Origin of the sequence: Rhodococcus sp. 14C212, assembly GCF_011058195.1 — a bacterium.
GTDB lineage: Bacteria > Actinomycetota > Actinomycetes > Mycobacteriales > Mycobacteriaceae > Rhodococcus > Rhodococcus aetherivorans.
Window position 1 is genome coordinate 95,844 of sequence record NZ_JAALEH010000008.1, and the last position, 25,724, is coordinate 121,567.

18 protein-coding genes and 3 pseudogenes are annotated in these 25,724 nt (G+C 64.9%); 15 read left to right on the forward strand and 6 right to left on the reverse strand.

Translation table 11 applies throughout. The annotated features are described in order from the left end of the window. Positions 1-41 precede the first annotated feature (41 nt). From G6038_RS06445 to G6038_RS06455, 3 genes are all read left to right on the forward strand, one after another. Positions 42-2,459, forward strand: coding sequence for a CoA transferase (locus G6038_RS06445; RefSeq protein WP_165036707.1), 2,418 nt, complete (start codon positions 42-44; stop codon positions 2,457-2,459). 396 nt (positions 2,460-2,855) lie between these two features. Then, positions 2,856-3,812 (forward strand): PDR/VanB family oxidoreductase, encoded by a 957-nt coding sequence (locus G6038_RS06450; protein WP_165036709.1) that lies wholly within the window; start codon positions 2,856-2,858, stop codon positions 3,810-3,812. 756 nt (positions 3,813-4,568) lie between these two features. Beyond that, positions 4,569-4,901, forward strand: a complete 333-nt coding sequence (locus tag G6038_RS06455; protein WP_165036711.1) for a hypothetical protein — start codon at positions 4,569-4,571, stop codon at positions 4,899-4,901. 18 nt (positions 4,902-4,919) lie between these two features. On the opposite strand, the gene G6038_RS06460 is transcribed toward G6038_RS06455, so the two are convergent. After that, positions 4,920-5,732: a mycofactocin-coupled SDR family oxidoreductase gene (locus tag G6038_RS06460; protein WP_165036763.1), complete on the reverse strand. Its 813-nt coding sequence runs from the start codon at positions 5,730-5,732 to the stop codon at positions 4,920-4,922. 79 nt (positions 5,733-5,811) lie between these two features. Here G6038_RS06460 and G6038_RS06465 point away from each other — a divergent pair, with 79 nt between their 5' ends. Beyond that, positions 5,812-7,269 carry an aldehyde dehydrogenase family protein gene (locus G6038_RS06465; RefSeq protein ID WP_165036713.1) on the forward strand — a complete coding sequence of 486 codons (1,458 nt, stop codon included), beginning with the start codon at positions 5,812-5,814 and terminating at the stop codon, positions 7,267-7,269. Positions 7,270-7,987: 718 nt separating this feature from the next. Then, positions 7,988-8,938: an alcohol dehydrogenase catalytic domain-containing protein gene (locus tag G6038_RS06470; protein ID WP_165036715.1), complete on the forward strand. Its 951-nt coding sequence runs from the start codon at positions 7,988-7,990 to the stop codon at positions 8,936-8,938. A 362-nt stretch (positions 8,939-9,300) separates the two neighbouring features. Here G6038_RS06470 and G6038_RS06475 read toward each other — a convergent pair. Continuing rightward, positions 9,301-10,492, reverse strand: a pseudogene (locus tag G6038_RS06475) (IS1380 family transposase); the annotation flags it as partial. A gap of 271 nt (positions 10,493-10,763) precedes the next feature. Between G6038_RS06475 and G6038_RS06480 the strand changes: the two are divergent. Both G6038_RS06480 and G6038_RS06485 read left to right on the forward strand, forming a co-directional pair. Beyond that, a complete protein-coding gene (locus G6038_RS06480; RefSeq protein ID WP_165036717.1) occupies positions 10,764-11,105 on the forward strand; it encodes a hypothetical protein in 342 nt (113 codons plus the stop codon). A 270-nt stretch (positions 11,106-11,375) separates the two neighbouring features. Then, positions 11,376-12,596: an IS110 family transposase gene (locus tag G6038_RS06485; RefSeq protein ID WP_165036719.1), complete on the forward strand. Its 1,221-nt coding sequence runs from the start codon at positions 11,376-11,378 to the stop codon at positions 12,594-12,596. 177 nt (positions 12,597-12,773) lie between these two features. Here G6038_RS06485 and G6038_RS06490 read toward each other — a convergent pair whose 3' ends face one another. Together G6038_RS06490 and G6038_RS06495 are read right to left on the reverse strand one after the other, a co-directional pair. Beyond that, positions 12,774-13,082 (reverse strand): DUF202 domain-containing protein, encoded by a 309-nt coding sequence (locus G6038_RS06490; RefSeq protein ID WP_165036721.1) that lies wholly within the window; start codon positions 13,080-13,082, stop codon positions 12,774-12,776. Continuing rightward, entirely contained in the window at positions 13,082-13,510 is a 429-nt protein-coding gene (locus G6038_RS06495; protein WP_240918325.1) for a DUF202 domain-containing protein, read from the reverse strand. The genes G6038_RS06490 and G6038_RS06495 overlap by 1 nt, the downstream gene beginning before the upstream one ends. An 88-nt stretch (positions 13,511-13,598) precedes the next feature. On the opposite strand from G6038_RS06495, the gene G6038_RS06500 reads away from it, so the two are divergent. The 7 genes and pseudogenes from G6038_RS06500 to G6038_RS06530 all read left to right on the forward strand — a co-directional run bounded on the left by G6038_RS06500 (position 13,599) and on the right by G6038_RS06530 (position 22,648). Next, positions 13,599-14,213, forward strand: a complete 615-nt coding sequence (locus G6038_RS06500) for a TetR/AcrR family transcriptional regulator (protein WP_165036723.1) — start codon at positions 13,599-13,601, stop codon at positions 14,211-14,213. Between the two features lie 240 nt (positions 14,214-14,453). Next, positions 14,454-15,390: pseudogene (locus G6038_RS06505) on the forward strand (TauD/TfdA family dioxygenase). 67 nt (positions 15,391-15,457) lie between these two features. Continuing rightward, positions 15,458-16,984 (forward strand): MFS transporter, encoded by a 1,527-nt coding sequence (locus tag G6038_RS06510; RefSeq protein ID WP_165036725.1) that lies wholly within the window; start codon positions 15,458-15,460, stop codon positions 16,982-16,984. 483 nt (positions 16,985-17,467) lie between these two features. Then, positions 17,468-18,706, forward strand: coding sequence for an IS256 family transposase (locus G6038_RS06515; RefSeq protein WP_165036727.1), 1,239 nt, complete (start codon positions 17,468-17,470; stop codon positions 18,704-18,706). A gap of 74 nt (positions 18,707-18,780) precedes the next feature. After that, positions 18,781-19,020 (forward strand): annotated as a pseudogene (locus tag G6038_RS31170) (transposase); the annotation flags it as partial. Positions 19,021-19,444: 424 nt separating this feature from the next. Beyond that, the gene (locus G6038_RS06525) at positions 19,445-19,690 is read left to right on the forward strand and encodes a hypothetical protein (RefSeq protein WP_165036729.1); all 246 of its coding nucleotides are present in this window, start codon (positions 19,445-19,447) and stop codon (positions 19,688-19,690) included. A gap of 1,584 nt (positions 19,691-21,274) precedes the next feature. Then, positions 21,275-22,648, forward strand: a complete 1,374-nt coding sequence (locus G6038_RS06530) for an IS1380 family transposase (RefSeq protein ID WP_165036767.1) — start codon at positions 21,275-21,277, stop codon at positions 22,646-22,648. A 594-nt stretch (positions 22,649-23,242) separates the two neighbouring features. On the opposite strand, the gene G6038_RS06535 is transcribed toward G6038_RS06530, so the two are convergent. Both G6038_RS06535 and G6038_RS06540 read right to left on the reverse strand, forming a co-directional pair. Then, a complete protein-coding gene (locus G6038_RS06535) occupies positions 23,243-24,301 on the reverse strand; it encodes an alpha/beta hydrolase (RefSeq protein WP_165036731.1) in 1,059 nt (352 codons plus the stop codon). 19 nt (positions 24,302-24,320) lie between these two features. Next, positions 24,321-24,488: a hypothetical protein gene (locus G6038_RS06540; protein WP_165036733.1), complete on the reverse strand. Its 168-nt coding sequence runs from the start codon at positions 24,486-24,488 to the stop codon at positions 24,321-24,323. Between the two features lie 442 nt (positions 24,489-24,930). Here G6038_RS06540 and G6038_RS06545 point away from each other — a divergent pair, with 442 nt between their 5' ends. Continuing rightward, the gene (locus G6038_RS06545; protein WP_165036735.1) at positions 24,931-25,536 is read left to right on the forward strand and encodes a TetR family transcriptional regulator; all 606 of its coding nucleotides are present in this window, start codon (positions 24,931-24,933) and stop codon (positions 25,534-25,536) included. Positions 25,537-25,724: the final 188 nt, after the last annotated feature.

Here is a 25,724-nt window from a genome sequence, read left to right on the forward strand (position 1 = left end):
GATCCGGACGTCGTTACCAGCACACAACTTTGGAGCACAGGATGGTACTTCCCCTGCAGGGCGTTCGTGTCCTGGAACTGAGCGACGGCTTTGGTGACGCTGCCGGCCGTTTCCTGGCAGATCTCGGTGCGGAGGTCGTGCGCGTCGAACTTCCGGGTGGGTCGGCGGCCCGTGCGGCCCAGCCCGTCCGCAACGCGGTGAGCATCCCGTTCGCGTTGCGCAATGCCAACAAGCTGGGAGTCGTCGTCGACGCGGACGACGAGGGCGGACGCGAGAGGCTTCGCGCGCTTGCCCGCCGGTCCGACATCCTGATCGAGTCACTGCCGCCGGGCTATCTCGCGGCACGCGGAGTCGGCCCCCGCGACCTGCGCGAAGTGAATTCGGCGCTCGTCGCCGTGTCGCTCACCCCGTTCGGCCAAAACGGCCCGTATCGGGACTGGGCCGGAACCGAGCCGGTGCTGTACGCGCTCAGTGGGGTGTTGTCGCGTTCGGGTGAACCCGGTGAACCGCCTTTGCTCCCGCCGAACGGGCTCGTCGACGAAACCGTCGGTGTGCACACGGCGTGGTCGGCTCTGCTCGCCTACTACGACCGCCTGCACACCGGGCAAGGGCAGTACGTGGACGTGTCGGCCTACGAGGTCGTCGTGCACGGCTTCGACCCCGGATTCGGCGTGCAGGGCTCCGCCGCCGCGGGACGATCCGAGGACTTCCCCCGCGGCCGGCCCGACGCCGCCAACTTCTATCCCGTCTACCGGTGCGCCGATGGACAGGTGCGGATCTGTCTTCTGGCCAAGCGGCAATGGCGGGCGATGTTCGAATGGCTAGGCGAACCCGCGGAATTCGCTGATCCGAAGTACGACACTATCCCCGCGCGTTTCGCGGCGTCGGATCGGCTCAACCTTCTCATCGACGCCTTGTTTGCGGACTACACCCGAGAGCAGCTGATCATCGAGGGAGCGGCGCGCGGTATCCCGATCGGGGGACTGAACACGGTCGCCGAGGTACTCACCACCGAACACTTCGAGGCCGCCGGCACCTTCGTCGACACCGAGATCGACTCAGGCGTGAGCGCACGGATCCCGTCCGGCTACACCAAGATCAACGGTGATCGTGCCGGTGTCCGGTTCCGTGCACCCGAACTCGGCGAGCACGACGATATCGTGTTCGCGGCGGACCGCGACGGCCGAAGCTCGGCGATTCCCGCTCCCTCGCGCGGGGTCGGAGCGCGACCGTTCGAAGGCCTGCGTGTCCTCGACCTGGGAGTGATCGTGTTCGGCGCCGAACTCGGCCGTCAGTTCGCGGACAACGGCGCCGACGTCATCAAGATCGAGAATTCGAACTTCCCGGACGGCTTGAGGCAGTCGCGCCGCAAGGATGCGCTCGCCGCGTCGGTAGCGTGGGGTCACCGCAATCGTCGCAGCCTCGGGCTGAACCTCCGTACGTCGGAGGGTATTCGGGTCTTCCGGGAGCTGGCTGCGGATGCGGACGTCGTGCTGGCCAACTTCAAACCGGGCACGTTGGCGTCGATGGGGTTGTCGTACGAGGAACTCGCGGCGATTAATCCCCGGATCATCGTGTCGGAGAGCAGTGCCTTCGGCAGCGACGGGCCGTGGAACACGCGATTGGGATACGGTCCGTTGGTGCGGGCCGCCTGCGGGGTCTCGGCTCTGTGGCGCTATTCGGACATCTCCGACGGGCTGTGCGACGGCTCGACGGTGTACCCGGACCATATTGCCGGGCAGGTCGCCGCGACGACGGTCTTAGCTGTGCTCATCGATCGACTCCGGACCGGGCGCGGCGCTGCTGTCGAGGTCGCCCAGGCCGACGTGGCGATCGTCGCTCTGGGCAACCAGCTTGTGGCCGAGTACCTCGACCCCGGGTCGATCACTGCTCCGGGCAACTCCGATCCCTACTCGGCGCCGTCGGGTGTCTTCGCTGCTGCTGGGGACGACGAATGGTGTGTGGTCGCGGTGCGCGACGATACCGACTGGCGGCGGCTGTGTGAGGTATTCGGACGACCCGAACTCGTCGACGACCCGCGTTTCGCGACCACCGCTGCACGCCTTGAGCATCGTGCCGAGGCCGATCGGGTCGTCACCGAGTGGATGGCTCGGCAGACCCAGACGGATGCGATGGACACGCTGCAGACCGCCGGTATTCCGGCGGGAGCGATGGTCCGGTTACCCGAGTTGCTCACGAACCCTCAACTCGTTGCGCGTGGTGCGTACACCGAACTCGAACACGAACTGCTGCCGTCCCCGTTGCCTACCGCGCGGCAGGTTGCGCACTTCGAGACGTTGCCGGTCTGGCCGTTGCGTCCGGCCCCGCTGCCGGGCCAGCAGACACGGCAGATCTGTGCATCTTTGCTCGCGATGAGCGCGGAAGAGATCGACAGACTCGTCCAGGACGGGGTATTGCAGCCGACTGAGGACGATCCGGCAATGGCAGCGGCTCGCTGATTGCGCAGCAAATTTCGTAATGAAGTCACTGCAGGAGAGCGTGATGGTTCGTTGCCCGTCAGAAGAACGGCCGATGGCGCGACGTTCTGGTGCCGTTCCATGGTCCCGAGGAGCTTTCTTCGTCACAGGCCGAATGTTCGGCGAGACTTCGCAGCTGTTCTCGATCGAGAACGTGAAGATAGCTGCTGTTGAGTCGATCCGGAGCGCACGAAGAGCGCTATCGAGCTGTCGAGCAGCCGGATGGGGTTGCCATCGGATCACCGCGGATGTCCGCAGCGGGCATCAGGGGAACGAGTTTGTCCTGGGGTGGCGCACTGTGGATACCGAGGTGATGCGTCACCGAAAACTAGTTGAACAAGATTGCATAGCACGTGAAGTCCAGGAAGTGAGACGCTGATGACCATCTCTACCGAGCTCAGAAAACTTCGGGTGATCGGCAAGGACGTGCTTGCAGACGGTGTCGTCGCAATACGGCTCGCGGACCCGGACGGAGGCCCGGTTCCCGGCTGGGACCCTGGTTCCCACATCGACATCGTCATCGACGAGTCGACCGTGCGTCAGTACTCGCTGTGCGGCGACGCCGACGACCGCACGTGCCTGACGATCGCGGTCCTGCGCGAGGAGAACGGGCGCGGCGGATCGAAATGGGTGCACGACTCGCTGCAGGCCGGCGATCTCGTGTGCGTCGGCGGTCCGCGCAACAACTTCCGGTTCAAGCCCGCGCCATCCTGCCTCTTCGTCGCCGGCGGCATCGGCATCACGCCCCTGCTACCGATGCTCCGGGCGGCCGACGCGGCGGGATCGGACTGGCGACTGCTGTACGGCGGACGTACCCGCAACAGCATGGCGTTCGCCGACGACCTCGTCGCTCGTCATCCCGACCGCGTCGACATCAGACCTCAGGACGAGTTCGGCATCCTTGATCTCGCCGCCGCGCTCGACGCCCAGGACGCCGATACCGCCGTCTACTGCTGTGGCCCGGAACCTCTCCTGCAGGCCATCGAAGACGAGTGCCACGACCGCCCCCGAATCGACCTCCATGTCGAGCGTTTTGCAGCGAAGGAACGCCCCGCCGATGCAGTTGACGGAACGTTCGAGGTCGAACTCGCTCGAGCCGGAACCAGTTTGACCGTGGACGCGAACGAATCGCTGCTCGACGCATTGCTGCGTTCGGGAATGGACGTGCCGTTCTCGTGCGGCGAAGGTATATGCGGAACGTGTGAGGTCACGGTAGTGGAAGGCGTGCCCGACCATCGGGATTCGGTCCTCACTGAGGACGAGCAAGCTGCGAACGACTCCATGATGATCTGCGTGTCCCGGAGTTGCACGGCGAAAATCGTCTTGGATCTCTAATCGGTGCGCCCGTAGTTCGTCGGGGGTTGCCCGGTAGGTCGCGAATCCCGGGTGGTGGCCGATCCGGCGTAGCGCAGACGACCCAGTGGCAGCCTCGTGCCGTTGACCAGGTCACCGGTGACATAGGTGAATGCCCGTGGGAACGCACATCCAGCCCGCGAGCTGAGGCGAGCGTTCGCCCGCGCGAGCAGGCGTGGGCGAACCGAGACCTTGGTCGATTCGGGCGGGCAGCTAGTGCCACCATTGCCGACGGCTCGGTATCTGTCTCAACGCTGTCCGTAGGCGGCGAATCCGAAGCTGCGCAACGGACTCGAAAATTAGGTGATCTGCCGCGCAGTAGGCGGCCGGGAAGATTCGCGGCCGAGGCCGAGGCGTCGGCCCGTGAACTGCCGACCCGGGCCGACGCCGCCGACCCGGTGATGCTGTCCGGAGCTGGCTCGTGAGGCCATGCCCCGAGGTATGCCGGCACAATTCCGGCGTCGACGGTGCGCCGGTGGTCGGCCGCCGACGCCATCAAACCTTCGTGCTCGGCGCGGACTGGGGGTCCCCCCGCTTGCGGGGGCGAGACCCGGCGTCCAGGCTCGGCAGCGGACACAGCCCAGTGTGCCGCCGGACGCGCTCCGGCCGATGCGGGTCCAGGCCGAGTACTCCCGACACGCCACGCCGGCGTACTTCGCCGTCCACCCCGCCGCGTGTTCGGTCGGTGCGAGCCCACCCACCGGCATCGAGCCCGTCGGCCGGCTGGTGGAGCACGTAATGACCACCGAACCCTACGCCAGCGCCCGTCGGGTGTTCTGGATTGTCGATAGCCCTGCCTCGGACCGTAACTGGGTGGAAATCTACTTCTCCGTACTACAGTGCAAGGCGCTCGGTCCCGACGACGTCCGCGACCTCGACGAGGTGGCCGGTCGTCTGGCGGCGTTCCAGGTCCGCTACAACGCTACCGCCCGCCCCTTCGGCTGGACGTTCACTCGGACCGACTCGAACGAGCTGCTCGACCGCCTCCGCCGCCACGATCCTCATGCGCCACACTCACTGGACGAACAACCCTGCCTGGTTGTGTGTCCAGCGCCGACTTCGAGTGCCTGACCCTCACGGCGACCTGATTCATACCTTATTGGTGAACCCGGCGTCTACGGTGAATGTGCCGCCAGTGGAATACTTTGCGGCGTCGGAGGCGAGATGCAGGACAAGATCGGTAACGTCGTCTGCTTCTAGCGTGCCGGCCTCGGGAATCCACAGGGGATTCTGAATATTGTCGATGATCTCGGGATGAGCTTGGATATGGTCACGGAACGCGTCGTTGTCGATCATCGGGGTATTGACGCCGGTCGGATGAACCGTGTTGAAGCGAATGTTGTGTTTCGCGTACACGTTTGCCCATGCACGCATGAGACCGACGACGCCATGCTTTGCTGCGACGTAACCCAGCGAACCGGGAGTCTCGTCGCCCATACCGCGTAGTCCGGCGCTCGAACTGGTGATGACGACTGCGCCTCCGCGACCGCTTGCCTGAAGGTGCGGAATCGCCGCATAGACAGTATTGAATACTCCCGACAGCATGACCTCGACAGCATCGTGAAAGGCGGGGATGGTCCGGCTCTCCGCGCCGACGATAGGCATGATGCCGGCGTTGGCGAGGACGATGTCGAGCCGGCCGAATTCGTCGACCCCGCCTTGGATCAGTCGGGTCACGGCGTCGAGGTCGCGGACGTCCGCTTGGTGTAGCGAGGCTCGTCGGCCATGCATCTCGATCAATCGCGCGGTTTCGTCGAGATCAGCCGGTGTTGCCAGCGGGTACGGGACCGATTCGATGTTCGCGCAGATGTCGAAGCCGATGATGTCGGCGCCCTCTTTGGCCATGCGCACGGCGTGGGACCGTCCCTGTCCGCGCGCGACGCCGGAGATCAGGGCGACTATTCCCTACGGTCACAATGTTACCGTTTCGACGACTGCGTATTCATCTAAGTTGAGCTCCTCTTATCAGGAAGACATCCCCATGACTGCTACATCAGACAAGTCCACGGTTCTTCCCGGTCACTTACTGATCGGGAATGAGCGACTGACCTCGGCCTCGGGGGGCAGCTTCGATCACGTCAATCCCAGTACGGGACGAGCTCAGCGGTCGCTCCCGTTGGCCGGCCTGGCAGAGATCGACCGCGCAGTCGATATCGCTCGCGCCGCCTTGCCCGCGTGGTCACGCTGGAACCCCGTGGAACGACGACGCGTGCTGCAACGTTTCGCCGAGCTGATCCGGGCGGAATCCGAGAATCTCGCAGTTATTGCGTCGCTGGAAATGGGTGCGCCTATAACCCAATCACCGTTTCTCGTAGATTGGGGTGCGGACTGGATCGAAGAGGCAGCCGGCTGGGCGGACCGACTTCACGGCGACGTATCCCCGTTGTCTTCACGCAACGTCCATGAGTACACCTCGGTCGAGCCGATCGGCGTCGTTGCTGCGCTACCATCGTGGAACGCATCGGTCGGTGCCTTCGGCATGACTATCGCCGCACCGCTGGCAGCGGGGTGCACAGTGGTGGCAAAGCCCTCAGAACTTGCGCCCTTCGCTGCTCTCCGAATCGGGGAGATCGCTCTCCAGGCAGGCGTGCCGGCCGGGGTCCTCAATGTGGTGACCGCTGGGATCGAGGCATCGGAAGCACTCGTCTCTCACCCAGGCGTGGACAAGATTACGTTTACCGGCGGGCCGAGTACCGCCCGCCGGATCGCAGAGGTAGCAGCACAAGCATTGACGCCAGCCGTCTTCGAGTTGGGCGGCAAGTCTGCGAGTCTCATCTTCGCGGACGCGGACATCGATCGCGCCCTCTCGATGGCGACAATGGTGGCTATGAACGCTGGCCAGGCATGCACGTTGGGCACTCGTATCCTGGTGCACGAGTCGCGTCGAGACGAGTTCATGGAAAAACTCGTAGCCGCGGTGAGTTCAATCCCGATCGGTGACCCATTCGCCGAGGGTATTGCCATGGGCCCCGTGATCAGTGAGAAGGCAGTCGACCGGATAACGGGCATGGTCGAGCGAAGCCGGACCTACGGCGAAGTCATCACCGGGGGCGAGCGATGCGGTGGCGAGTTGGCTGACGGTTTCTTCCTCAGCCCGGCCGTCGTCGCCCTCCCCTCGAATTACGTCGAGTTAGCGCGAGACGAGGTCTTCGGCCCTGTACTGGGCGTGCAGACCTTCGTAGACGAGGAAGAAGCCGTCACCATCGCCAACGACTCGGATTTCGGTCTGGCCGGTTACCTCTTCACCTCCGACATCTCAACGGCGCACCGAGTGGCCGGAGCGCTCGACACCGGCAACGTCGGCGTCAACGGTGGGTGGGCGCCCGCAGGTCCCCAGATGGGGTTTGGTGGCCGTAAACAAAGTGGATATGGCATCCAGGGCGGGTTGCGCGGAACTCTGGAGTTCGTATCTTTCAAGTCAGTACAGATCGCACTCTGAGAACAGCGAATTACATTGTGGCAACGGTAAAATTGTGCAGGGCGGCATCGACTACTCTGTGGCGAGTGAAGCCGATCTGCATCGGACGGACGGAATGAGTTCACGCACCAAGATCGACACCGAGCCTCGCCTAGGGTTCGCCTGAATCCACCGAGGTGATGCCGAAGCCCGTTCCGACCGGGTGAGTGAAGGTGGGGGCAGTTGCGGGCATGCAGCGACCGCTGGTCTGCCCAGCTCTTCCACGGTGCGGTTCCGGTCGTGCCGTCTCGGCCGGTCGCTCAGTGCTCAGGCAACTGTTGGCGAACTGAGGCCGATGGTGTTGGCCTACAAGAGAAGACACGCGCCCGCCCACGGCAAGCGCGCCGGTAGCCGCAAGATCGACTTTAATTGCGGTCGACGCAATCGCGCCGGGAGGTTGACGAGCCTACGTCGAAACGTCGCCTCACGAACCGAAGAATGTCGATCACCTGTAAGAACATTGACGGCGCGCACCAGGCTGTGTGCGAGCGTGGGCGTCGTAGGTGGAATCACCTCGCACCACGATGGCCTCGGTTGCGCTCGCTGCTCAGGCGGTGACGCTCGTCTGGGCGAGCACTCGACCTGCACCTTTACCGGAACCGGCGTTACCGGCTCCTCGTGCATGTCGGCGATGATCAGCGGGGAGTGGGTCATTAGCTCGGGCATGCGTAGCACTAATCCAAGAATAGAAGGAGTCGTCATGAGGGCATGGTTATTCGACGGACCGAAGAAACCGCTGCGGCGCGCGGACGTCGATGTCCCGGTTCCTGCGCCGGGAAATGTCCTGATCAAGGTGCGCGGCGCCGGGCTTTGCCATAGTGACGTCGGATTCCTCGACGGCACTCTTCATGTGCCTGTGCAGTCACAGCTTTCGATTGTTCTCGGTCACGAGGCGGCTGGAGAGATCGCGGCCGTTGGTGACGGAGTCGCCGAATGGCACGTGGGCGACAAGGTTGTTGCTGCAGGTTCCTTGGATGACTGTCCTGGCGGTACTCGCGATGGGGCTTACGCCGACTACTTCACCGCGACAGCCTCCCGTCTGGTGAGGCTTCCGGAAGGAACTGATTGGGGCCAGGCCGCGGCGTCCACCGATGCCGGAGTGACATCCTACTTCGCGGTCGTCGCACGGGGCGGTGTCAGAGCGGGAGATCGTGTGGGTATCGTCGGACTCGGCGGACTCGGTCTAACCGGTGCCCGGATCGCGGTGCTCAGAGGCGCAACAGTTTTCGCTGCCGAACCGCGAGAGGAGACTTGGGAACTCGCCCGGGCCGCGGGAGTAGATCGGATCGTGACGGATGTGTCGGAGTACGAGGGCTTGAACCTGGATGTCGTCGTCGATTTCGCCGGCTTCGGCACCACGACGAACGGCGCGGTGAAAGCGGTCAAGCCAGGCGGCGTTGTTGTCCAGGTCGGCCTCGGCCTCTCCGAGTTCCCCATTCAGACCTGGGATTGGGTCATGAGGAACGTCACCTTGGTGGGGTCTACCCCGGATGGCGACCCGGAGCATCTTCGAGCGGTAATTGAGATGGTTGCCTCGGGGAACCTGTCGTTCCCGCTCGAAGCTATCGATTTCGAGGACATTCCCGAGGGGCTGCGCCGACTAGCGCGCGGCGAGGTGACCGGTCGCTTGTACGCGGCACTCCCGGAGTAGCCGAAAAATCCGAGCGGCAAACGTCCGAGATGGTCCCTACGCTGTCTGTTAGCCGGGTGATGACCACCACCGCTGCTGGTCGGAAGCTAATGGGTGGGGACCCGTAAGAGGGAGCCGGCCCCCCAGGTTGGTGAGTGTGACGGTAGTGCTGGTCTGAGGTTGCTCTTTGAAGGCGGACACCGGATTCCATGCGGCGAGCGACAGCGTTAACGCCAAGCCTGAATTCACCGACGTCATGCCGAAGCCCGTTCCGGCCGGGCGAGTGGAGGTGGGGGCAGTTGCGGGCATGCGGTGACCGCTGGTCTGCCCAGCTCTTCCACGATGGGGTTCCGATCGGTCCGTCTCGGCGGGTCGGTCTATGTTCAGGTGGTCGAGGGCGGGCGGTGGTCGATAGCGTTGGCCCACAGTCGAAGCCAGGCGCCCAACCAGGGCCAGTGCGTGGGTCGCCGCAAGCGCGGTTTTCGTTGCGGTCGACACCATCGGGCCGGAACGTTGACGATCTTGCGCCGCAGCGGCGCCCCCAGGCGCCCACATGCCCAGCACCTGCAAGAACGCCGGCCGCGCCCAGCAGAGTATGGGCAAGCGCCGCGCAGAGCACCCACGCCGAGTGCGCCCCGACGACATGTGCGCCAGAAGGCCGTCGATGAGATCGGCGAAAACGGTTTCGATGACCGCGTGCCGGCGATGGGTGACATCGGCATCGGCGCCGGGGCGGTGGTGACGGCGGAAAACGGGTGATATCGCCACACCGGGACGCCCCCACGGACTTCGTCCAGGGAGGGAACCCGCGCGTCGGGGAAGCGGGCGTCTTTGACGCGGCGCACGATCAACCGGGCGGTGACCGGAGCCTTAGTGGAAGCGAAAGCAGTGTAGGTGGTTTCGGCGACCTCGGCGTCTTCAGGCCCACGCTCCGGTGTCAGGGTCGCGGGCCGCACCCTGATTTTTCACCGGGGTCCACGCCTCGTCGGTAACCGCGTCGATCGCGCGCTGGACCGCGGTGTTCTTGGCCAGGACGAGCAAGAAGTACACCTTTGCGCGCAGGCACGCCGAGATGACCCAGCGGGTGCCGGACGCGGAATCCGCGCGGACCACGAGGGTCCCGGTCGCGCCGGCCTGGCGGGCGGTGGCGATGGCCTGGGTGACCATCCGACCTGCACCTTTACCGGAGCTGGCTTTGCCGGCGCGCAGTCGCATGCCGGTGATGATCGGCGCGGAGTCTGCCGTTCTGAGCGTCGTCGCCAGCGGGGACAGGCCTGTGCGCAGGCGCTGTGTGCTGGCGATCTTCGTGTGCCTGTAGGAGGCGCCTTGCTTGGTGTGGCTGTAGACCGGGCGCAGCAGCGAGTCGATGTCGATGCACGCCCGCTCGGCCAGATGGGGCAGGATCTCGACCCGGCCGGTGAGTGCAATCAGGTGTTCTCGGAGCACGGATTCGAGTTGGCGGACATGACCGAATCCGAACTCGCGCAGCAGTGTTCCCACGGTTGATGGTGCGTAGACGCCTGCGAACAGGTGTGTCATGGCGCCCGAACGCAGCAGGTCGACATCGTTGATGCTGTGACGGCCGGGTCCGTTGCCGTAGGACGGGCTTTGTCCCGTCCTACGGCAACGCGCAATACTTGTCAGTATGGTTGCATCCCCTGTGATTACACCGGATTCGGTGAGTTCGCGAGGGGCATGCATCAACGCTTCTTGCGCAGCTCGTCCACATTCCTGCTCTCTTCAGAGTTGCTCCAAGCGCTCGTGTGCTTTTCCCATGGTCCCCAGTGCAGCGCAGTGCAGGCAGGTGGTGGTGGTCAGTTTCTTGTTCGCATGTTCGAGTTCGCTTGTGAGTCGGGCGATCGTCCTGTCCGGCGGTGAGTTTGCCGATCTTCTCGCCGAGTTTGGTGCCGTCGAGGACGCCGGCGTCGCGTTGTTACGCCATTCGCTGATCAGCGGGGAGTACAGGCCTTCGCCGCGCAGGTACGCGCCGCCTCCGCCCATCTGGCAGGCCTGCTCCTACGCGGCGAGATGGGCCGAGCTTGTCGGCGGCGCTGAAGGCGCGGCGTTGCGGGCCGTCGGCGCGGGGATGCGAGGGGTCCATCTGGTCATTGTCCTCGACCGGAACCATGCCGGAAATCGTCATCGTGGGGTTGATCCGTATCTCGCCCTGCAGACGGGGCTGGTGTGAACCGCTGGACTAATGGGAGGTATCAAGCCTGGCCGGTCCGGCAGACTTGATACCTGGTGGCCGCTGGCGGATGAGCACTTTCTTGGACTGGACCCAACCCGGGAGTCCTGAGTTGAGACCGTGCCTCCATCGGCGTGCCAGGAGGTCTGCATCGCTGATGGGATGTCGTGCCCGACCGAAGGTCGTGAGCACTCCGACCATTAGTCCGCGAACCGACTTCCTGCAGGCCGCCGCCGGGTAATACTCGAGGTTTCGTGGGAGGTGTGTGAGTTGCTGTTCATCGGAGACGACTGGGCCGAAGACCACCACGATGTGGAGGTCCAGGACGAACAAGGCCGCGTCCAGCGGCGTGAACGATTGCCGGAAGGGATAGCGGGAATCCGTGGGTTCGGCGAACTCGTCGGACGGTTCGTCGACGATGATACCGAGTTCTCCGACGTACTGGTGTGCATCGAAACGGACCGCGGACCGTGGGTGCAGGCACTGCTGGCGACCGGTTACCGCGTATTCGGTGTCGACCCGAAACAGGCTGCGCGACACCGGGAAATACTCGGAAGCTCCGGCGCTAAGAGCGACAAGGGTGACGCACACGCCCTCGCCGACATGGTCCGAACCCGCCGCAATCAGCTACGCGAGGTCGCTGCCGATTCCGAGGTCGCGGAGGCGGTCAAGGTCGTCGCCCGCGCCCACCAGACGTTGATCTGGGAACGCACCCGACACATGCTGCGTCTGCGGGTGGCGCTGCGCGATTACTTCCCCGCCGCACTCGAGGCCTACACGCCGTTCGGGCTCACCTCCACGCCCGTGTTGATCCTGTTGGCCAAGGCCCCGACCCCGGAGGCCGCAGCCAAGCTCACCCTCCGGCAGATCGCCGCCGCGTTGAAGGGACGCCGTGACATCGACGCCAAAGCGGCGGCGATCCAGCAGGTACTGCGCGCCGAGCACCTCGGCCAACCCGCCGCGGTGGCCACGGCATATGCGGCGACGGTCCGGTCGCTCGTTGCGATCCTGACGACGTTGAACACCGAGATCGCGAACCTCGAGAAAGACGTGACGGCGCATTTTGGCCAGCACCCGGACGCTGAGATCCTGCTCAGCCAGCCCGGTCTCGGCGTCGTTCTCGGTGCCCGGGTGCTCGCCGAGTTCGGGGACGCACCCGGCCGCTACACCAGCGCGAAGGCACGCAAGAACTACGCCGGAACCAGTCCGATCACCAGGCAGTCCGGCAAAACGCGAGTGGTCTCCGCCAGGCACGTACACAACGATCGGCTCGTCGACGCAGTACACATGCAAGCATCCTGCGCGATCTTGCACGATGATCAGGTCCGCGCCTACTACGACCAGCTCCGCGCCCGCGACGTCAGCCACAACGCCGCCCTGCGGCAGATCGGCAACCGGCTCGTCGGCATCCTCCACGGCTGCCTCAAGACTCACACCGCCTACGACCAGGCGACCGCTTGGTCGCACCGTCAGGCCACCGTTGCTGCTTGACATCCGCGGTCCAGGGATGTCTCAACTCAGCCTGACACGCAGGGGACAATTCTCAATCCTGCACTGCGATCATTTATTTGCTCTGTCTGGGTGGCCTTGCCTTCTAGCGTCGCCGACCACTTGTGTGTTCGGTACTCTCGACGAGTCGATGCAGTGGGACCGGTACGGACGATCTCGTCAGGCAAGTATTGTCACAAGCACGGCCACCCCTGTCAGGAACACGAGCAGGGACAGCACTAGCGGAGTGAGGCCGGTTCGCCCCCGTGGACGTTGTCGAATACCAACCGTATGGGAATAGCGGGTCTGCCCCTCCTTGAGTATCGAGCCACCGAGCAGTGCGGTACAGGCGAGCACCACGACGAGCCCTAACCCCCGGTCTACCCCTGTGACGCGCACGATGACGGCAACACCGGCTATCAGAGATAGTGCTGTTCGCTGCCAGGACAGTGTTGTTCGTTCATTCGCCAATCCCACGTCTTGGCGCATTACAAGGCCACCGTGATGATCAGTGCAGATACCACCGTGAGCGCTGAGAGACCGATACCGAAGCGGAACCCCGGAAGCGGTTCTCCTCGCCGAATCGCAATCTCCGCTCTGGCCCACCGCAGCCAGGAGGTCACAGCAATTATCATGCTCGCGCCGACCAGCAGTATCCCCAGCAGTCTCTGCAGAGAATGAGGCAATGACAGGTTCACAATATCCAACGGCGCCCCCGCCGCCAACAGAGCAAAGGATGTTCGAATCCACGCAAGGAAGGTGCGTTCGTTGGCGAAACTGAAGCGATAATCAGGCTCTGTCCCTTCTCGATACACCCAGCTCGGCCACGGTGTGTCACGACTCATGAACATTGACCCTTTCGTTATCGGATTGCGCGGTCCATGCGAGCAGCGCATCTGGAGAAGAGCCAAGGACATCTTCGGCACAGACACGAATCCCTGACTGCAGCAGTGGATGCTACGCCAAACCGTTGACAATTAATCCCAATGCCTTTAGTTTCAAGTCATGACGCAGATCACTTCACGAGAGCGGATGATCGACGCCGCTGAAGAACTGATCGCCGAAGGCGGAATCGCAGCCATGACTCTGCGTCAGGTCCACGCACGAGCAGGCCAATCCAATCGGGTTGCGGCGCAGTACCACTTTGGCTCGAAGTCTGGACTGATCGCGGCAGTGGTGGAACGCCGGATGTCGATAATCAATGAGCACCGGCGGGTCATACTGAGCCGTATAGGGCAAGCCGGGAGGGCCGTGACATCCAGAGAGCTCGTCGAAGCTCTGACCATTCCGTTCGTGCAGGAAACCGTGATGCGCAAGACCAGTTATTACGCAAGATTTCTGGTGCAGTGCATGAACGATCCGCTCTTCGTGGACATGATTTACGAGAAATCCTATGCCGACACTGTTCGAGAAGTGATGGATCGGCTCGTCGAGCGGAGCCCGCTACCGGTGGAGACAGCACGAAACCGTGCCATGAACATGGCACACTTGATCGCGGTTACCGTCGCCCGGATCGAAGGCTCCATCACCGAGATCGACGATCTTCCAGCGAGAATCACCGATCTCGTCGACTCTTGCGTTGGCCTTTTCGAAGCTCCGACCACCCTCGTCGGCCTGTAGGGCAGACCGTCCTACTGATTACCGGTTAGCTCTCTGCCTAATCGCAATCAATGATCGTGCACAGCGTGTTGCACCATGTGGCGCGCCGTGAGCGATGTGCACGGCTGCGACAGTTTTCTGTTGTCTGGCTCCGAACAGGCACATTCATGCTCCGCGAGCAGTTCGGGGCGCCGTGCCCCGTACCTCAAACACATCCCCCATCTGGCTATTTCGCCATATCTACAACCGAGAAGGAATCTCATGTTGCGCCAGCACTCCATCACGCCCGACTTCGTTGCCGCCGTGGGGCTGGGACCGATCCTGTCACGCTTGTCCACGGACTCATTCGGTCCGCAGACCTACGACCGAATCACGGTCACTCCCGCGACTCCGACGATCGGTGCCGAGATCAGCGGGGTCGACCTGGGCAACCTCGATGAGGACACGCTTGCCGAAGTCGAGCGTGCACTGCTCGAGTGGAAGGTCCTGTTCTTCCGAAACCAGCACATCACCCGCGAGCAGCACCGGCCACTTCGCCACCCGCCTCGGCGAGATCGAAATCCATCCCTTCTTCCGTCACGCGCAGCCCGGTCAGACCGCGGCAGACGTCAACACGCTCGCGCGCGACACAAATAATGCCGGCTTCGAAAACAACTGGCACAATGACGTCACCTTCCTCGAAACCCCCTCCAGGGCAGCGATTCTCCGGGCTATCGAGATCCCTCCGGTGGGCGGCGACACGTTGTGGGCCGACATGGGCGCCGCATACGACGCCCTCACCGACGAGGTGAAGGAGCGCCTCGATACACTTCGTGCCGAACACGACTGGATCCATACCTTCGGCCGCTATATGCAAGACGAGGTGCGTGAGGCGTTCCGCGTGGACCACCCGCCGGTGGAGCACCCGGTGATTCGGGTCGTCCCGGAAACCGGACGGCGGGTGTTGTTCGTCAACGCCCTGTTCACCACCCGCCTCGTCGGTCTCTCCCACCAGGAGTCGGATGACCTGCTCGACGGTCTGTACCGCCACATCCAGCGGCCGGAATTTCAGGTTCGTCTCAGATGGCAGCCCGACACGATTGCCCTGTGGGACAACAGGTCCTGCCAGCACTACGCAACCAGCGACTACTTCCCTGCCCGACGCGTGATGGAACGTATTTCCGTCGTCGGCGAGCGCCCCATCGGGGCGTCGTCATGATCACGAACGTATCGGTGAAAACTTGCAACCGGTCTCACGGATCGTACCGTACCGATGGAGGGTTCTGATGGCGCCGCATCCAGGGGAAGCCTCTTCCCCACCCGTATCGCCCACCGTCGACATGTCGGCCCCGACCATGCGGTCGACCGCCGACGACATGTCCAAACGCCGCTCGATCACCATCGTTTTTCTGCTCGTCCTGCTGATCGAGGTCTTTTCGTTCGAGTTCATCATGATTGCGCCGGCGCTTCCGAACATCGCCGCGCACTTCGGCGTTACCAGCGTGAGTGTCGTGTACGCCATCGGACTGCTGGTGGGCGCGGTCGTGGTCCCGGTCTTCGCCAAGCTTGGTGACAGATATGGCAAGAAGAAGGTATTGCTCGGCGCGTCCGGTGCCGTCGCCGTCGGTGCCGTCGTCTGCATCGTCGCCCCGACCTTCGAGATTTTACTGCTGGGGCGAGCGGTGCAGGGCATCGGCATGATCGGTTCGGTGATCACTTACGGACTGATTCGTGACCTTCTGCCGCCGCAGTTCGTCCCTCTCGGTATCGGCGGCATCGGAGTCGGATTCGGTGTCGCTGGCCTGCTTGGCCCACTACTCGGCGGCTGGCTGATCGACAACAGCGGATGGCAGGCAGCCTTCTGGTTTTTGCTCGTATACGTCATCATCACCGGCCTGCTGGTAGCGGTGTTCGTACCGGAAACCGATGTGCGTGCCCGCCACAAGGTCGACTACCGCGGTGCACTCATTCTCGGTGTCGGGGTAGGCCTTCTCATGTACGCCGCCACGTTCGAAAACTACCGGATTGCGGCGGCAGTCGTGGGGCTCATCGCTTTGATCAGCTTCTACTTCATCGAGCGGAGGACCACTGAACCGCTGATCTCGTTTCGTCTACTCGCCCACCCCCCGGTATGGACAACCCTCGCGGTCTGCGCACTCCTGGGCGCAGCCATCGCCGCCGGAAACGGAATCCTCCCCCAAATGCTACGGGCAACCTCCTCCCCAGGCTCCACCGTGCCGGGCATGGGCTTGACCGCCATGGAATACGCGCTCTACCTCGGCATCCCGATAGGATTGAGCGGCGCATGCACCGGCATTGCCGCCGGCTGGTGCAGCCGCCGATGGGGTCCGCGTCTTCCCCTCCTCGCCAGCGGGACGTTCTGGCTGGCCGCCTGTGGGCTCCTGGCCGGGGGAATCGCCACGAGCGTTGTCACGGTCATAACCGTGGGACTCCTCCTCGGTATAGGGCAAGGCTGCTACTACGCGTCGTCGGGCAATATGTTGATCGAAGCCGTACCGGCGACCTCCCAAGGCATCGGTGCTTCGATGAAGTTCCAAGCAGAGCAACTGTCCGGCTCGCTGAGCCTAGCGGTCTTCGGACTCATCTTGGCGTCCTCGGTCCAAGGCATCGACCCGCAGACCTCCATGGTCCAGTACGACATGAACGGGTTCAAAATCGTGTTCCTCATACTGGCTCTCGTCTGCGTCGCCGGCGTTGCTGGAGTACTTCGAATGAAACACGGTCGTACCCCGGCCAGTGGCGGTACCCTCTCCGACCGGCCAGAAGTCGTCGACCTCGAAAACACCCACTGATCGGCTGCATCCGAGATCGACCGTGACTCCCACGGCCCCGGACGGTGCGTTACCCGCCGCCCGGGGTCTAAGAGCGGTCTACGAGAGCAACTGAAAACTCGGTAAGCGTCGGCGTATGACAGGGGAGATACGGCGAACTCCTGGTAGGTCAGTGAGTGCTTACTTCCCTGCCCTACCAGGAGCTCGCTTGTCATCTTCACCTATCGCGCTGTGCCCGCCATGTTCTACCCCTGATCAGCTCGGTGGACACCGGTGCGGGGTGTACCCGTCGTCGTCGGTGACCGACGCACAATGGGCACTGCTCGAGCCTCTGCTCCCACCTTTCGGCAACACCGAAGTTCGAGGTAGTCGCGGTTGCGTCCATCAGGATGGTGTACGAGCCGGATCGGATCCCGATGACCGGCGTGTCGTAACCGGACGAAAGACGGTCACCGCGTGATTCTTCGAGAGAGCTACCAACTCGACTCGACGAAAGAGCACGCGATGACCACTGCCCACGATATCGACCTCCGTCAGCTTGTCGAAGACCGACTCACCGGCGCCAGCCCCGACCTGCTGCGCGAGCTGCTGACGATGTTCATCCACGCCCTGATGGGCGCCGAGGCCGACGCCCTGTGCGGCGCCGGCTACGGCCAACGCTCGGACGAACGCGTCAACGTCCGCAACGGGTACCGGCACCGCGACTTCGACACCCGCGTCGGCACCCTCGACGTGGCCATCCCCAAGCTGCGGTCCGGCTCGTACTTCCCGGACTGGTTGCTGCAGCGGCGCAAGCGGGCCGAACGTGCCCTGACCTCGGTCGTTGCGACCTGCTACCTGCTCGGGGTCTCGACCCGGCGGATGGAGAAACTCGTCGACACCCTCGGGATCACCTCGCTGTCGAAGTCCCAGGTCAGCGTGATGGCGAAAGATCTCGACGCCCAGGTCGAGGCCTTCCGGAACCGACTCCTCGATCAGGGTCCGTACACGTTCGTCGCCGCCGACGCCCTGGTGCTCAAGGTCCGCGAGAACGGGCGGGTGGTGAACGTGCACGCCCTGGTCGCGGTCGGGGTCAACGCCGACGGCTACCGCGAGATCCTGGGGCTGGACGTCACCTCCGGCGAGGACGGCGCCGGCTGGCTGACCTTCTTCCGGGGCCTGGTGGCCCGCGGCCTGACCGGGGTGAAGTTGGTGACCTCCGATGCGCACGCCGGCCTCGTCGCGGCGATCGGCGCCACCTTGCCCGGCGCCTCCTGGCAGAGGTGCCGCACCCACTACGCGACCAACCTGATGGCGGTGACCCCGAAGTCGTCGTGGCCCTGGGTGAAGACGCTGCTGCACTCGGTGTACGACCAGCCCGACGCGGATTCCGTTCACGCCCAATATGATCGAGTGATCGATGCGCTCGAGGCGAAGCTGCCGAAGGTGGCCGAGCACCTCGACGCCGCCCGGGTCGACCTGTTGGCGTTCACCGCGTTCCCCAAGCAGATCTGGCGGCAGATCTGGTCCAACAATCCGCGACTCAACAAGGAGATCCGCCGCCGAACCGATGTGGTGGGGATCTTCCCGGACCGCACCGCTCTGATCCGACTTGTCGGGGCGGTGCTGGCCGAACAGCACGACGAGTGGATCGAAGGCCGCCGCTACCTCGGACTCGACGTACTCGCCCGCTCCCGCACCGACAAGCCCGCCGACAACGTCACCGAGGACACCGAGGAGGTGACACCGGCCTTGACCGCCTGATCCACCGACGAGGAATCACGCGACGACGTCGTACACCACCTCACGGGACTTGACCGTAGTCGCCCCGAAAGCACTGCCGTCGGGTGGTTCTCGGCGTGATCTTCTACGTCGCACGGGGTAGCATCGCCTGGCGACAACTGCCGTCGGAGTTCCCGCCGGCGACCACCGTGTGGGCCATCTCCACCCGCTGGGTCCGGGCGGGGGTGACAAGACGCGCCAGGCCGCGGGGTACTGCTGCGGCGTCGGGCGCGGGCGCATTCGGCGACGCGAGGTCGACGGGGAATGCAGAGACGGTCACGCTCGTCGAGGCCTGATCGCGTCGACCACTCCGGCAGCCATAATTTCCCACGTGGTCCATGGCCCCTCGCCGGTACCGCAGTTCCCTGTGCCGACGACCCCTGGGAGCTCGAAACTCAGCGGAGCATGGTTACCGACGACGCCTCGTCGTTCGGGTACGGCTGATCGTTAGGGAATCCTGACGCTGAGACGTGTTCCTCGGGAGGCCGGGTCGATCATGTCCATGCTGGTCGCAGGTCGAATCGACTGGCGGGCGGACGCACCGCCAGCAGCTCGACCGGGTGGAGAAGGCGAAATGATCGGGGAAAGCGAAGGTCGTGGCCGTGCGATTCGACCTCAACAGGGACCCGGCCGACCCGGGAGGCTCCACGCGGAAGGTCTGTTCACGGCCCCCGGCCCACGCGCACGACCAGAGCCGAATGACGCCTGCCGGGGACCAAGATGCCGGCCGAGCTGCTGGGTACGCAGACGAATGCCGTCGCGGCGAGCATCACCGCATCGGCCGCGACCCTCGATCTGCCACAGTTGTCGAACTTGTTGGCCGAGTTGTCCCGGTCCCAGGGCGCCGACGACCTGGCTGCCCTGGTTGGGGAACGGCTAAGTGCCGCAAGCTCTGTCGCCTCCGGTGCGCACACCAACTACCACGACTTGGTGGTCGACAACGCCGGCCGTACCGCCACCTCGTGACCCGCGGACTGGGTCACCCTGCTGAGCGCACGTGCGACATGAGTCGCCGCGCCCACGATCTCGCCGCCCGGTGGACCTGGTGCACCCGCTGCCGACACCGCGGCTCTCACGCTCGCGGTGAGTCGAATGCGGTCCGCACACGTCACCACCGAGAACGAGCAATGGCAGTGTTCGTCTGTCCGCACACCGACGTTTCGGCCCTCTTGGACACCATTCACATTCGTGGGGAAGCGGCGTGAGCGACCGGGACGTGTTGCATCTGCAGGCGGCGGGTTCAGTCACGGCGGTGGGGGAGGGCAGGCGATGAATAGGCTCACTGCAGTCGGCGTCTTCTCCGCTCTCGGCCCGTGTTCGGGACCGCTACGGCTGGATTCGAGGGAGCGGCTTCCGTGCCGTCCTCGCCTTCCGGGGTCCTCGGCGATACCGGCGCTGCGACTCCCGGTGTCGAGGAACTGATCGCGCACTTTGCGGTGGTCTTTTGTCGCGTCAGCGAGCGCCGACCACCTTTCGACTCTGCGGAATTCGTGCGGGTTCGTCCGGAACCGCGGCGCTCCCTTTGCAGCCGGTCCGTTCCTCGATGCGGGTCTCGGACACCGCGGCGTGGATGCGTCGGCCTCCGAGATGGCGGATATTCCCATATGGAAGTCGGTCTCACGGTTCGCCATTTGTGCAGGGAGATGAGCCGCAACTGCCGGAAAACAATATGGCACATGTGCTACACATCGATCATCTGGTGCACATGATCGATGCACTTGTCGGGTATGCGTCGGCGTAGCGCGAGCCGCCGCAGTTGGGGCATTGCTCTCTATTCCCGGTAGGGGAGATGTGTTGCTCTCGGGAGTGCGGCCCTGGTCGACCGGGATAGAGGTGTGCCGGTGGTACGGCGGTAGAGGGTGGAAGACCTGTTTGTTGGTGGGCGAGCGGGTACGGCCCTACGGCTCCGATGATCCGGGCTCGGGCGGCGAGTGTTTCCGGGACGGTGCCGACCGGGGTGCACTCGTGGGGCGGATTCGTGCGCCGCCACCGGATCGTCGGCGGCGGGGTGTGGGTGGGGAGCTCGGCCGAAGCCGACCGCGCAGCAGATGGCCGAGTTGCTGGGGGGTGTCCGAGCCGACGGTCAAGCGGTTGATCTCGTGGGGGAGTGGTGCGGGAGACGATCGACACCGGGCATCGTCCGCTGCCCCACAATGCCAACGACGTACAGACACAAGCGCATTCGATCCGCGGGGATGTACTGCTCGAGGTCAACGAGGCGGCCGCGGGGAAGGCCCCCGCATCGCGATGCAGTAGAAGATCATCGACGACGAGTTTGCCGGCGCCCGAGATACGCTCGCGGAGTCGATCGATACTGGACCGGTCCGCCGACATCTATGACGGCACCCAGCGCCACCACCAGCGCCTCGCGCGCTGGCCGCGGTGCAGGTCAGTGACCGGCCAGCGCCGCTGCGCTCGCGGCCGGCAACACGCCGGCTCAGCCTGGATCCACCGATGAGGTGACGGTGAGCGTGTCGTAGAACGCGAGAGCCCCTGCAGGGCAGGAGAATCTGAGTTACCACACAAAGATTCCGGCACCAGGACAGGGGCATCTCGCAGGTGAAAGCATCTCACACCGTCACCCCCGTTTTCGACGATCCGAATCTCGTGTCGGCCGCCGGACTGGTTCCGGTGATGCGGCTCGCCGAGACCGCCGGCCTGCACGAACTCCTCGACCGGCACCTGAGCGTCGACTCACCGAACCCGGCCGTCAAGTCCGCGAGCATCGTCGCCGGCCTGCTCGCCGGCGCGGACAGCATCGACGATCTCGACCTCCTGCGACACGGAGCGATGGAGAAGGTGTTCGGCGGGGTGCGAGCGCCGTCGACGCTCGGCACGTATCTGCGCTCGTTCACGCACGGTCACGTGCAGCAGGTCGACGCCGTCGCGGCTCGACTGCTCGCCGGCCTGACCGCGCGGGTGCCGGGCCTGCTCGCCGGCGCGGACCGGATGGTGTTCGTCGATGTCGACGACACGATCCGTGAGGTGCACGGCTACTCCAAGCAGGCCGCGGCGTTCGGGTATTCCGGGGTCCGCGGCTTGAACACCCAGTTGGCGGCGGTATCGACGCCGGCCACGGCCCCGGTGATCGCCGCCGCCGGACTGCGCCGCGGCAACACCGCCTCGCACACCGGGTGCGGCCGCCTGCTCACCCAGGCCATCGGCACCGCCCGCACCGCCGGAGCGAGTGGGCAGATTCTGGCGCGGGCGGACTCGGCGTACTTCTGCCACGCGTTCGTCGGCGCCGCCCAGAAGGCCGGGGCCTGGTTCTCGGTGACCGCGCGGATGAACCCGCAGATCAGGGCCGCGATCACCTCGATCGACGAGGCCGCATGGGTTCCGATCGAGTATCCCGACGCCGTCTGGGACGAGGACGAACGGAGGTGGGTGTCCGACGCCGAGGTCGCCGAAACCGAGGTCACGATCTTCACCTCCCGCCGCATGCGTGAGCACGTCACCTGCCGGCTGGTGGTGCGCCGCGTCAAACGCCTGAACCCGGCCGACACCGGGCAGGGCGAGTTGTTCACCACCCACCGCCACCACGCATTCGTCACGAACTCGACGCTGACGCTGGTCGAGGCCGACGCCCGGCACCGCGACCACGCGATCGTCGAGCAGGTCATCGCCGAACTCAAGGACGGTCCGCTCGCGCATCTGCCGTCGGGGAGGTACGCGGCGAACGCGGCGTGGCTCGCACACGCGGTGGTCGCGTTCAACCTCGCCCGCGCCGCCGGGGTCGCCGCATCGGGGCGCCATGCCCGCGCCCGCTGGGCGACACTGCGCACCCACCTGATCAACATCCCCGCCCGGATCGCATCGTCCGGCCGCCGGTTGACCTTGCACCTGCCCACCCACTGGCCGTGGGAGTCGGCCTGGCGCACCCTGTTCGCCGCCGCGACCAGCCCGCCACCGGTCGCCAGCTGACCACCGGCCCCACGGGCCCCGACCGAGGACATCAGTGGAAGTGCCGAGCAGACCGGCGGGTCGCCCGTGCCCTCAATCCGGCACCGTCCCCGAAATCAATCGGGCGTCAGGCCCGAATCAACGCCGGTGGATCAGGGCTCAGACGGAGGCGGCGTATGCCCGGGGCGCTATCCGCGCGTTTGGCACGCTGGCTCGGGGTGGCGGTGCATGACGTACTTCGATCACCAGGTCCCGCCGGAGAGCATGGGGAGGAGCAGCATACGAAGACTATGGTCGCCGGGCTTGAGTCGGCGTTCGGCACGTTCAACGAGCACAACCCCAACTCCGAGCCGGTGACCGTCGTGCGCGGCCCGGGTGCCGGCCGCTGGACGCTAACCACGGTCGAGTACATCGGTTCGGCGTTGCGTGTCGGCGTGAAGAGGCAGGTCGGTAAGGGGCATCAGCACCACGACCCGTCGGCAGACAGCACGCGCCTCCAGGGGCCCTCCGCTCTACATGATGGTGATCCGCAGCCGCTCCGCACTGGCCGGTCAAGTCCGTCTCGACCGTCCGTACCGCGGTGTCGAAGTACGGCAGGGCGCCCGCGAACTCAGATCAGCCCACTGCGAGGCGGCCGGTCCGGTGGTGGGCCCAGGCGCGTTGCAGTAGCCGGTCCACGGCTCCGGAGACCGTTTCGGGAAACTCGAGCGGCACCAGATGCCCGGCTCCGCGGACCCTCTCGAGCTCGCCGTCCGGCAACGCCGCCGCCAACGCCTCGGAACCGGTGAAGGGGGTGAGCATGTCGGCGTCGCCGCACAGCACCAGCGTGGGGACCTGCCCGAGCACCGGCAGCGCCGCCGACTCGTCGTGCACCTCGAGGGTGGGCAAGAAATTCACGAGGGTCGGCACGGAGGTTTCCGCCAGCATCCGGTCGGCGAACGCGGCGATCCGGGGGCTGACCACCGTCCCGAAGGACGCGGCGCGCAGGATCGGCGAGATGATCGCCGTGGCCGCTCCGCGGGCGAACTGCACGAGGTTCGGCGCGGCGCGTCCCACGTATCGGAATCCGTCGATCACCGGGTTCGTCAGGTTGCGTCCGAGCCCGGTACCGGTCAGCCCGGCTGCGGTGGTGGCGAGCAGCCCGACCCCGACGATGCGCTCGTCGAACAGCTCTGGATGCTGGCTGGCCAGGGCCAGGGCGGTCATGCCGCCCATCGAGTGCCCGACCACCACGATCGGGCCGGTGGGGGCGACGGCGTCGATGACCTCGGCGAGGTCCCGACCGAGCTGGGCGATGGTGCAGGACCCGGAGGCGGGAAGGCCGGACTCGCCGTGGCCGCGCTGGTCGTAGAACACCATGCGCACGTCCTTGCCCCAGTGCTGCTCGAGGTGGCGCATCTGCAGGTGCCAGGACTGCATGCGCAGGCAATACCCATGGACGAAGACGACGGTGAGAGACGGATCCGCCGGTCCGGTTTCCCTGACGGCCAAGGCGACGCCGTCGTCGGTGACGACGGTGCGTGCCGGCAGCGCGAGCATCGCGTCGAAATCCTCCTCGCCGTAGGCCTCGTGAGCGGGTACCTGTGCGGCGCGCACCGCGTACAACCCGCCGGCCGTGGCCAGGGTGGTCAGACTCGCACCCAGGACTCTCGCGCTGCTCCACAGCGTCCTCATCGCTCACCTCCGGCGCTGGTCATCGGCTCGGTGCGCATCGATCGACGGTGCGCTGCGGCAAGGTACGACTGTCCCGGTGCGGCAGTTCGGTGGGTTCCGGAGACAGGAGCCGGTCGAGCAGCACGATCGGCACGGCCAGCAACCAGGACACGGGGGTGACGACCAGCTTGTCGAGCATGGTGTTCATCGCAGGGCTCCTGTGTCGAAGGCGTGGTTGACGAGGTGATGCTGTGAGACCTGTTCGGCGTCGAGGATCTCGTCCGGAAAATCCGGTGCCGGCGCGCTGCCGTGCTCGACCACCGTCTACGGTCTCGACATCGAGTTGGGTACTGAAGAGGTCCTCAGTCAGGTGGAACATGGCGGGGCCTTCGATCGAACGGGTAGGACGCATTCCACCCCTGCGCCGGCCGGGGTGGAAGGCCCGGATGCCCTGCCTGCAGGGGGGATGGAGGAGGCAGGGCATCCGGGAGGGGTCGAGTCCTCGACCCGGGATTCACGAACCGCCTCCAGGGGGATGACGGGTCGTGGCAGCAGTTGAGAGGTCGCTTTTGCCAGTCGCGGCTCTCGTCGTCTATCTTTACGGTACTCGGTACCTAAAATCAAGAGTTGGGTAGAAAAAGGGGAACACGATGGTCGCCAACAGGCGCGGGCGTCCACAGGTGTCTTCTCGGGCACAGATCGAGGCTGCCGCGTTCGAGTTGTTCCTCGAACGGGGTTTTACCGAGACTTCGATCATGGATATCGTTGCGGCCGCGGGGATCAGCAAGACCACGTTCTTCCGGTACTTCCCCAGCAAGGCGGCACTCGTGTGGTCTCCTTTCGATGAGGGCACCCGCGACCTGCAACGCGCGTTGGATATGGTCCCCGAGGATGTGCCGGTCATGGAGGCGATCCGGGCCGGGGTGATCGATTCGGTGGCGGCCCGGCTCGACGACGCGGGTATCTGGAGTGCCCAGTTTCGGATCCTGGACGCCTCGCAGGAGTTGCAGGCCGAGGGTGCGCAACGGTGGTTGGTGTGGTCCGAGGTCGTGGCGAGGTTCGTTGCCTCCCGTATCGGTGCTCGTCCGACGGCGGTGGTGCCGGCCAGTGTCGGGGGTGCGGTGCAGTCCGTTGTGCTTGCCGTCCTGCGCGAAAGTGTGAGGTCTCCCGCGTCCCGCAGCGGTCTGCTGTCCGTGCTCGACACGTCGCTGGTTTCGCTGGGGCGGAGTCTGCAGAAGTGGATCGATGAACAATAGATGAGTGAGGTGCGTCGGACCCCTCGGTTTCGGCGCTGGCTGTGGCAGTACGTATGTGCGAAACCCGCCCGCCACAGGAGCCGGGCGGGCCAGGCCAGGTGGGGTGTCCTCGTCGTCCGCGGCGGCGATGTTGAGCGCGAGCGTGCTCCGGCGCCGATCGGTGCCGTAAGAGTTGGGCGGAAGCTCTC

What these genes read in the sequence shown, in the direction of transcription:
- G6038_RS06445 (WP_165036707.1), top strand. Translation starts at nt 42, where the DNA reads ATGGTACTTCCCCTGCAGGGCGTTCGTGTCCTGGAACTGAGCGACGGC.
- G6038_RS06450 (WP_165036709.1), top strand. Translation starts at nt 2,856, where the DNA reads ATGACCATCTCTACCGAGCTCAGAAAACTTCGGGTGATCGGCAAGGAC.
- G6038_RS06455 (WP_165036711.1), top strand. Translation starts at nt 4,569, where the DNA reads ATGACCACCGAACCCTACGCCAGCGCCCGTCGGGTGTTCTGGATTGTC.
- G6038_RS06465 (WP_165036713.1), top strand. Translation starts at nt 5,812, where the DNA reads ATGACTGCTACATCAGACAAGTCCACGGTTCTTCCCGGTCACTTACTG.
- G6038_RS06470 (WP_165036715.1), top strand. Translation starts at nt 7,988, where the DNA reads ATGAGGGCATGGTTATTCGACGGACCGAAGAAACCGCTGCGGCGCGCG.
- G6038_RS06490 (WP_165036721.1), bottom strand. Translation starts at nt 13,082, where the DNA reads ATGCGCCAAGACGTGGGATTGGCGAATGAACGAACAACACTGTCCTGG.
- G6038_RS06495 (WP_240918325.1), bottom strand. Translation starts at nt 13,510, where the DNA reads ATGTCCTTGGCTCTTCTCCAGATGCGCTGCTCGCATGGACCGCGCAAT.
- G6038_RS06500 (WP_165036723.1), top strand. Translation starts at nt 13,599, where the DNA reads ATGACGCAGATCACTTCACGAGAGCGGATGATCGACGCCGCTGAAGAA.
- G6038_RS06510 (WP_165036725.1), top strand. Translation starts at nt 15,458, where the DNA reads ATGGCGCCGCATCCAGGGGAAGCCTCTTCCCCACCCGTATCGCCCACC.
- G6038_RS06515 (WP_165036727.1), top strand. Translation starts at nt 17,468, where the DNA reads ATGACCACTGCCCACGATATCGACCTCCGTCAGCTTGTCGAAGACCGA.
- G6038_RS06525 (WP_165036729.1), top strand. Translation starts at nt 19,445, where the DNA reads ATGCCGGCCGAGCTGCTGGGTACGCAGACGAATGCCGTCGCGGCGAGC.
- G6038_RS06535 (WP_165036731.1), bottom strand. Translation starts at nt 24,301, where the DNA reads ATGAGGACGCTGTGGAGCAGCGCGAGAGTCCTGGGTGCGAGTCTGACC.
- G6038_RS06540 (WP_165036733.1), bottom strand. Translation starts at nt 24,488, where the DNA reads ATGAACACCATGCTCGACAAGCTGGTCGTCACCCCCGTGTCCTGGTTG.
- G6038_RS06545 (WP_165036735.1), top strand. Translation starts at nt 24,931, where the DNA reads ATGGTCGCCAACAGGCGCGGGCGTCCACAGGTGTCTTCTCGGGCACAG.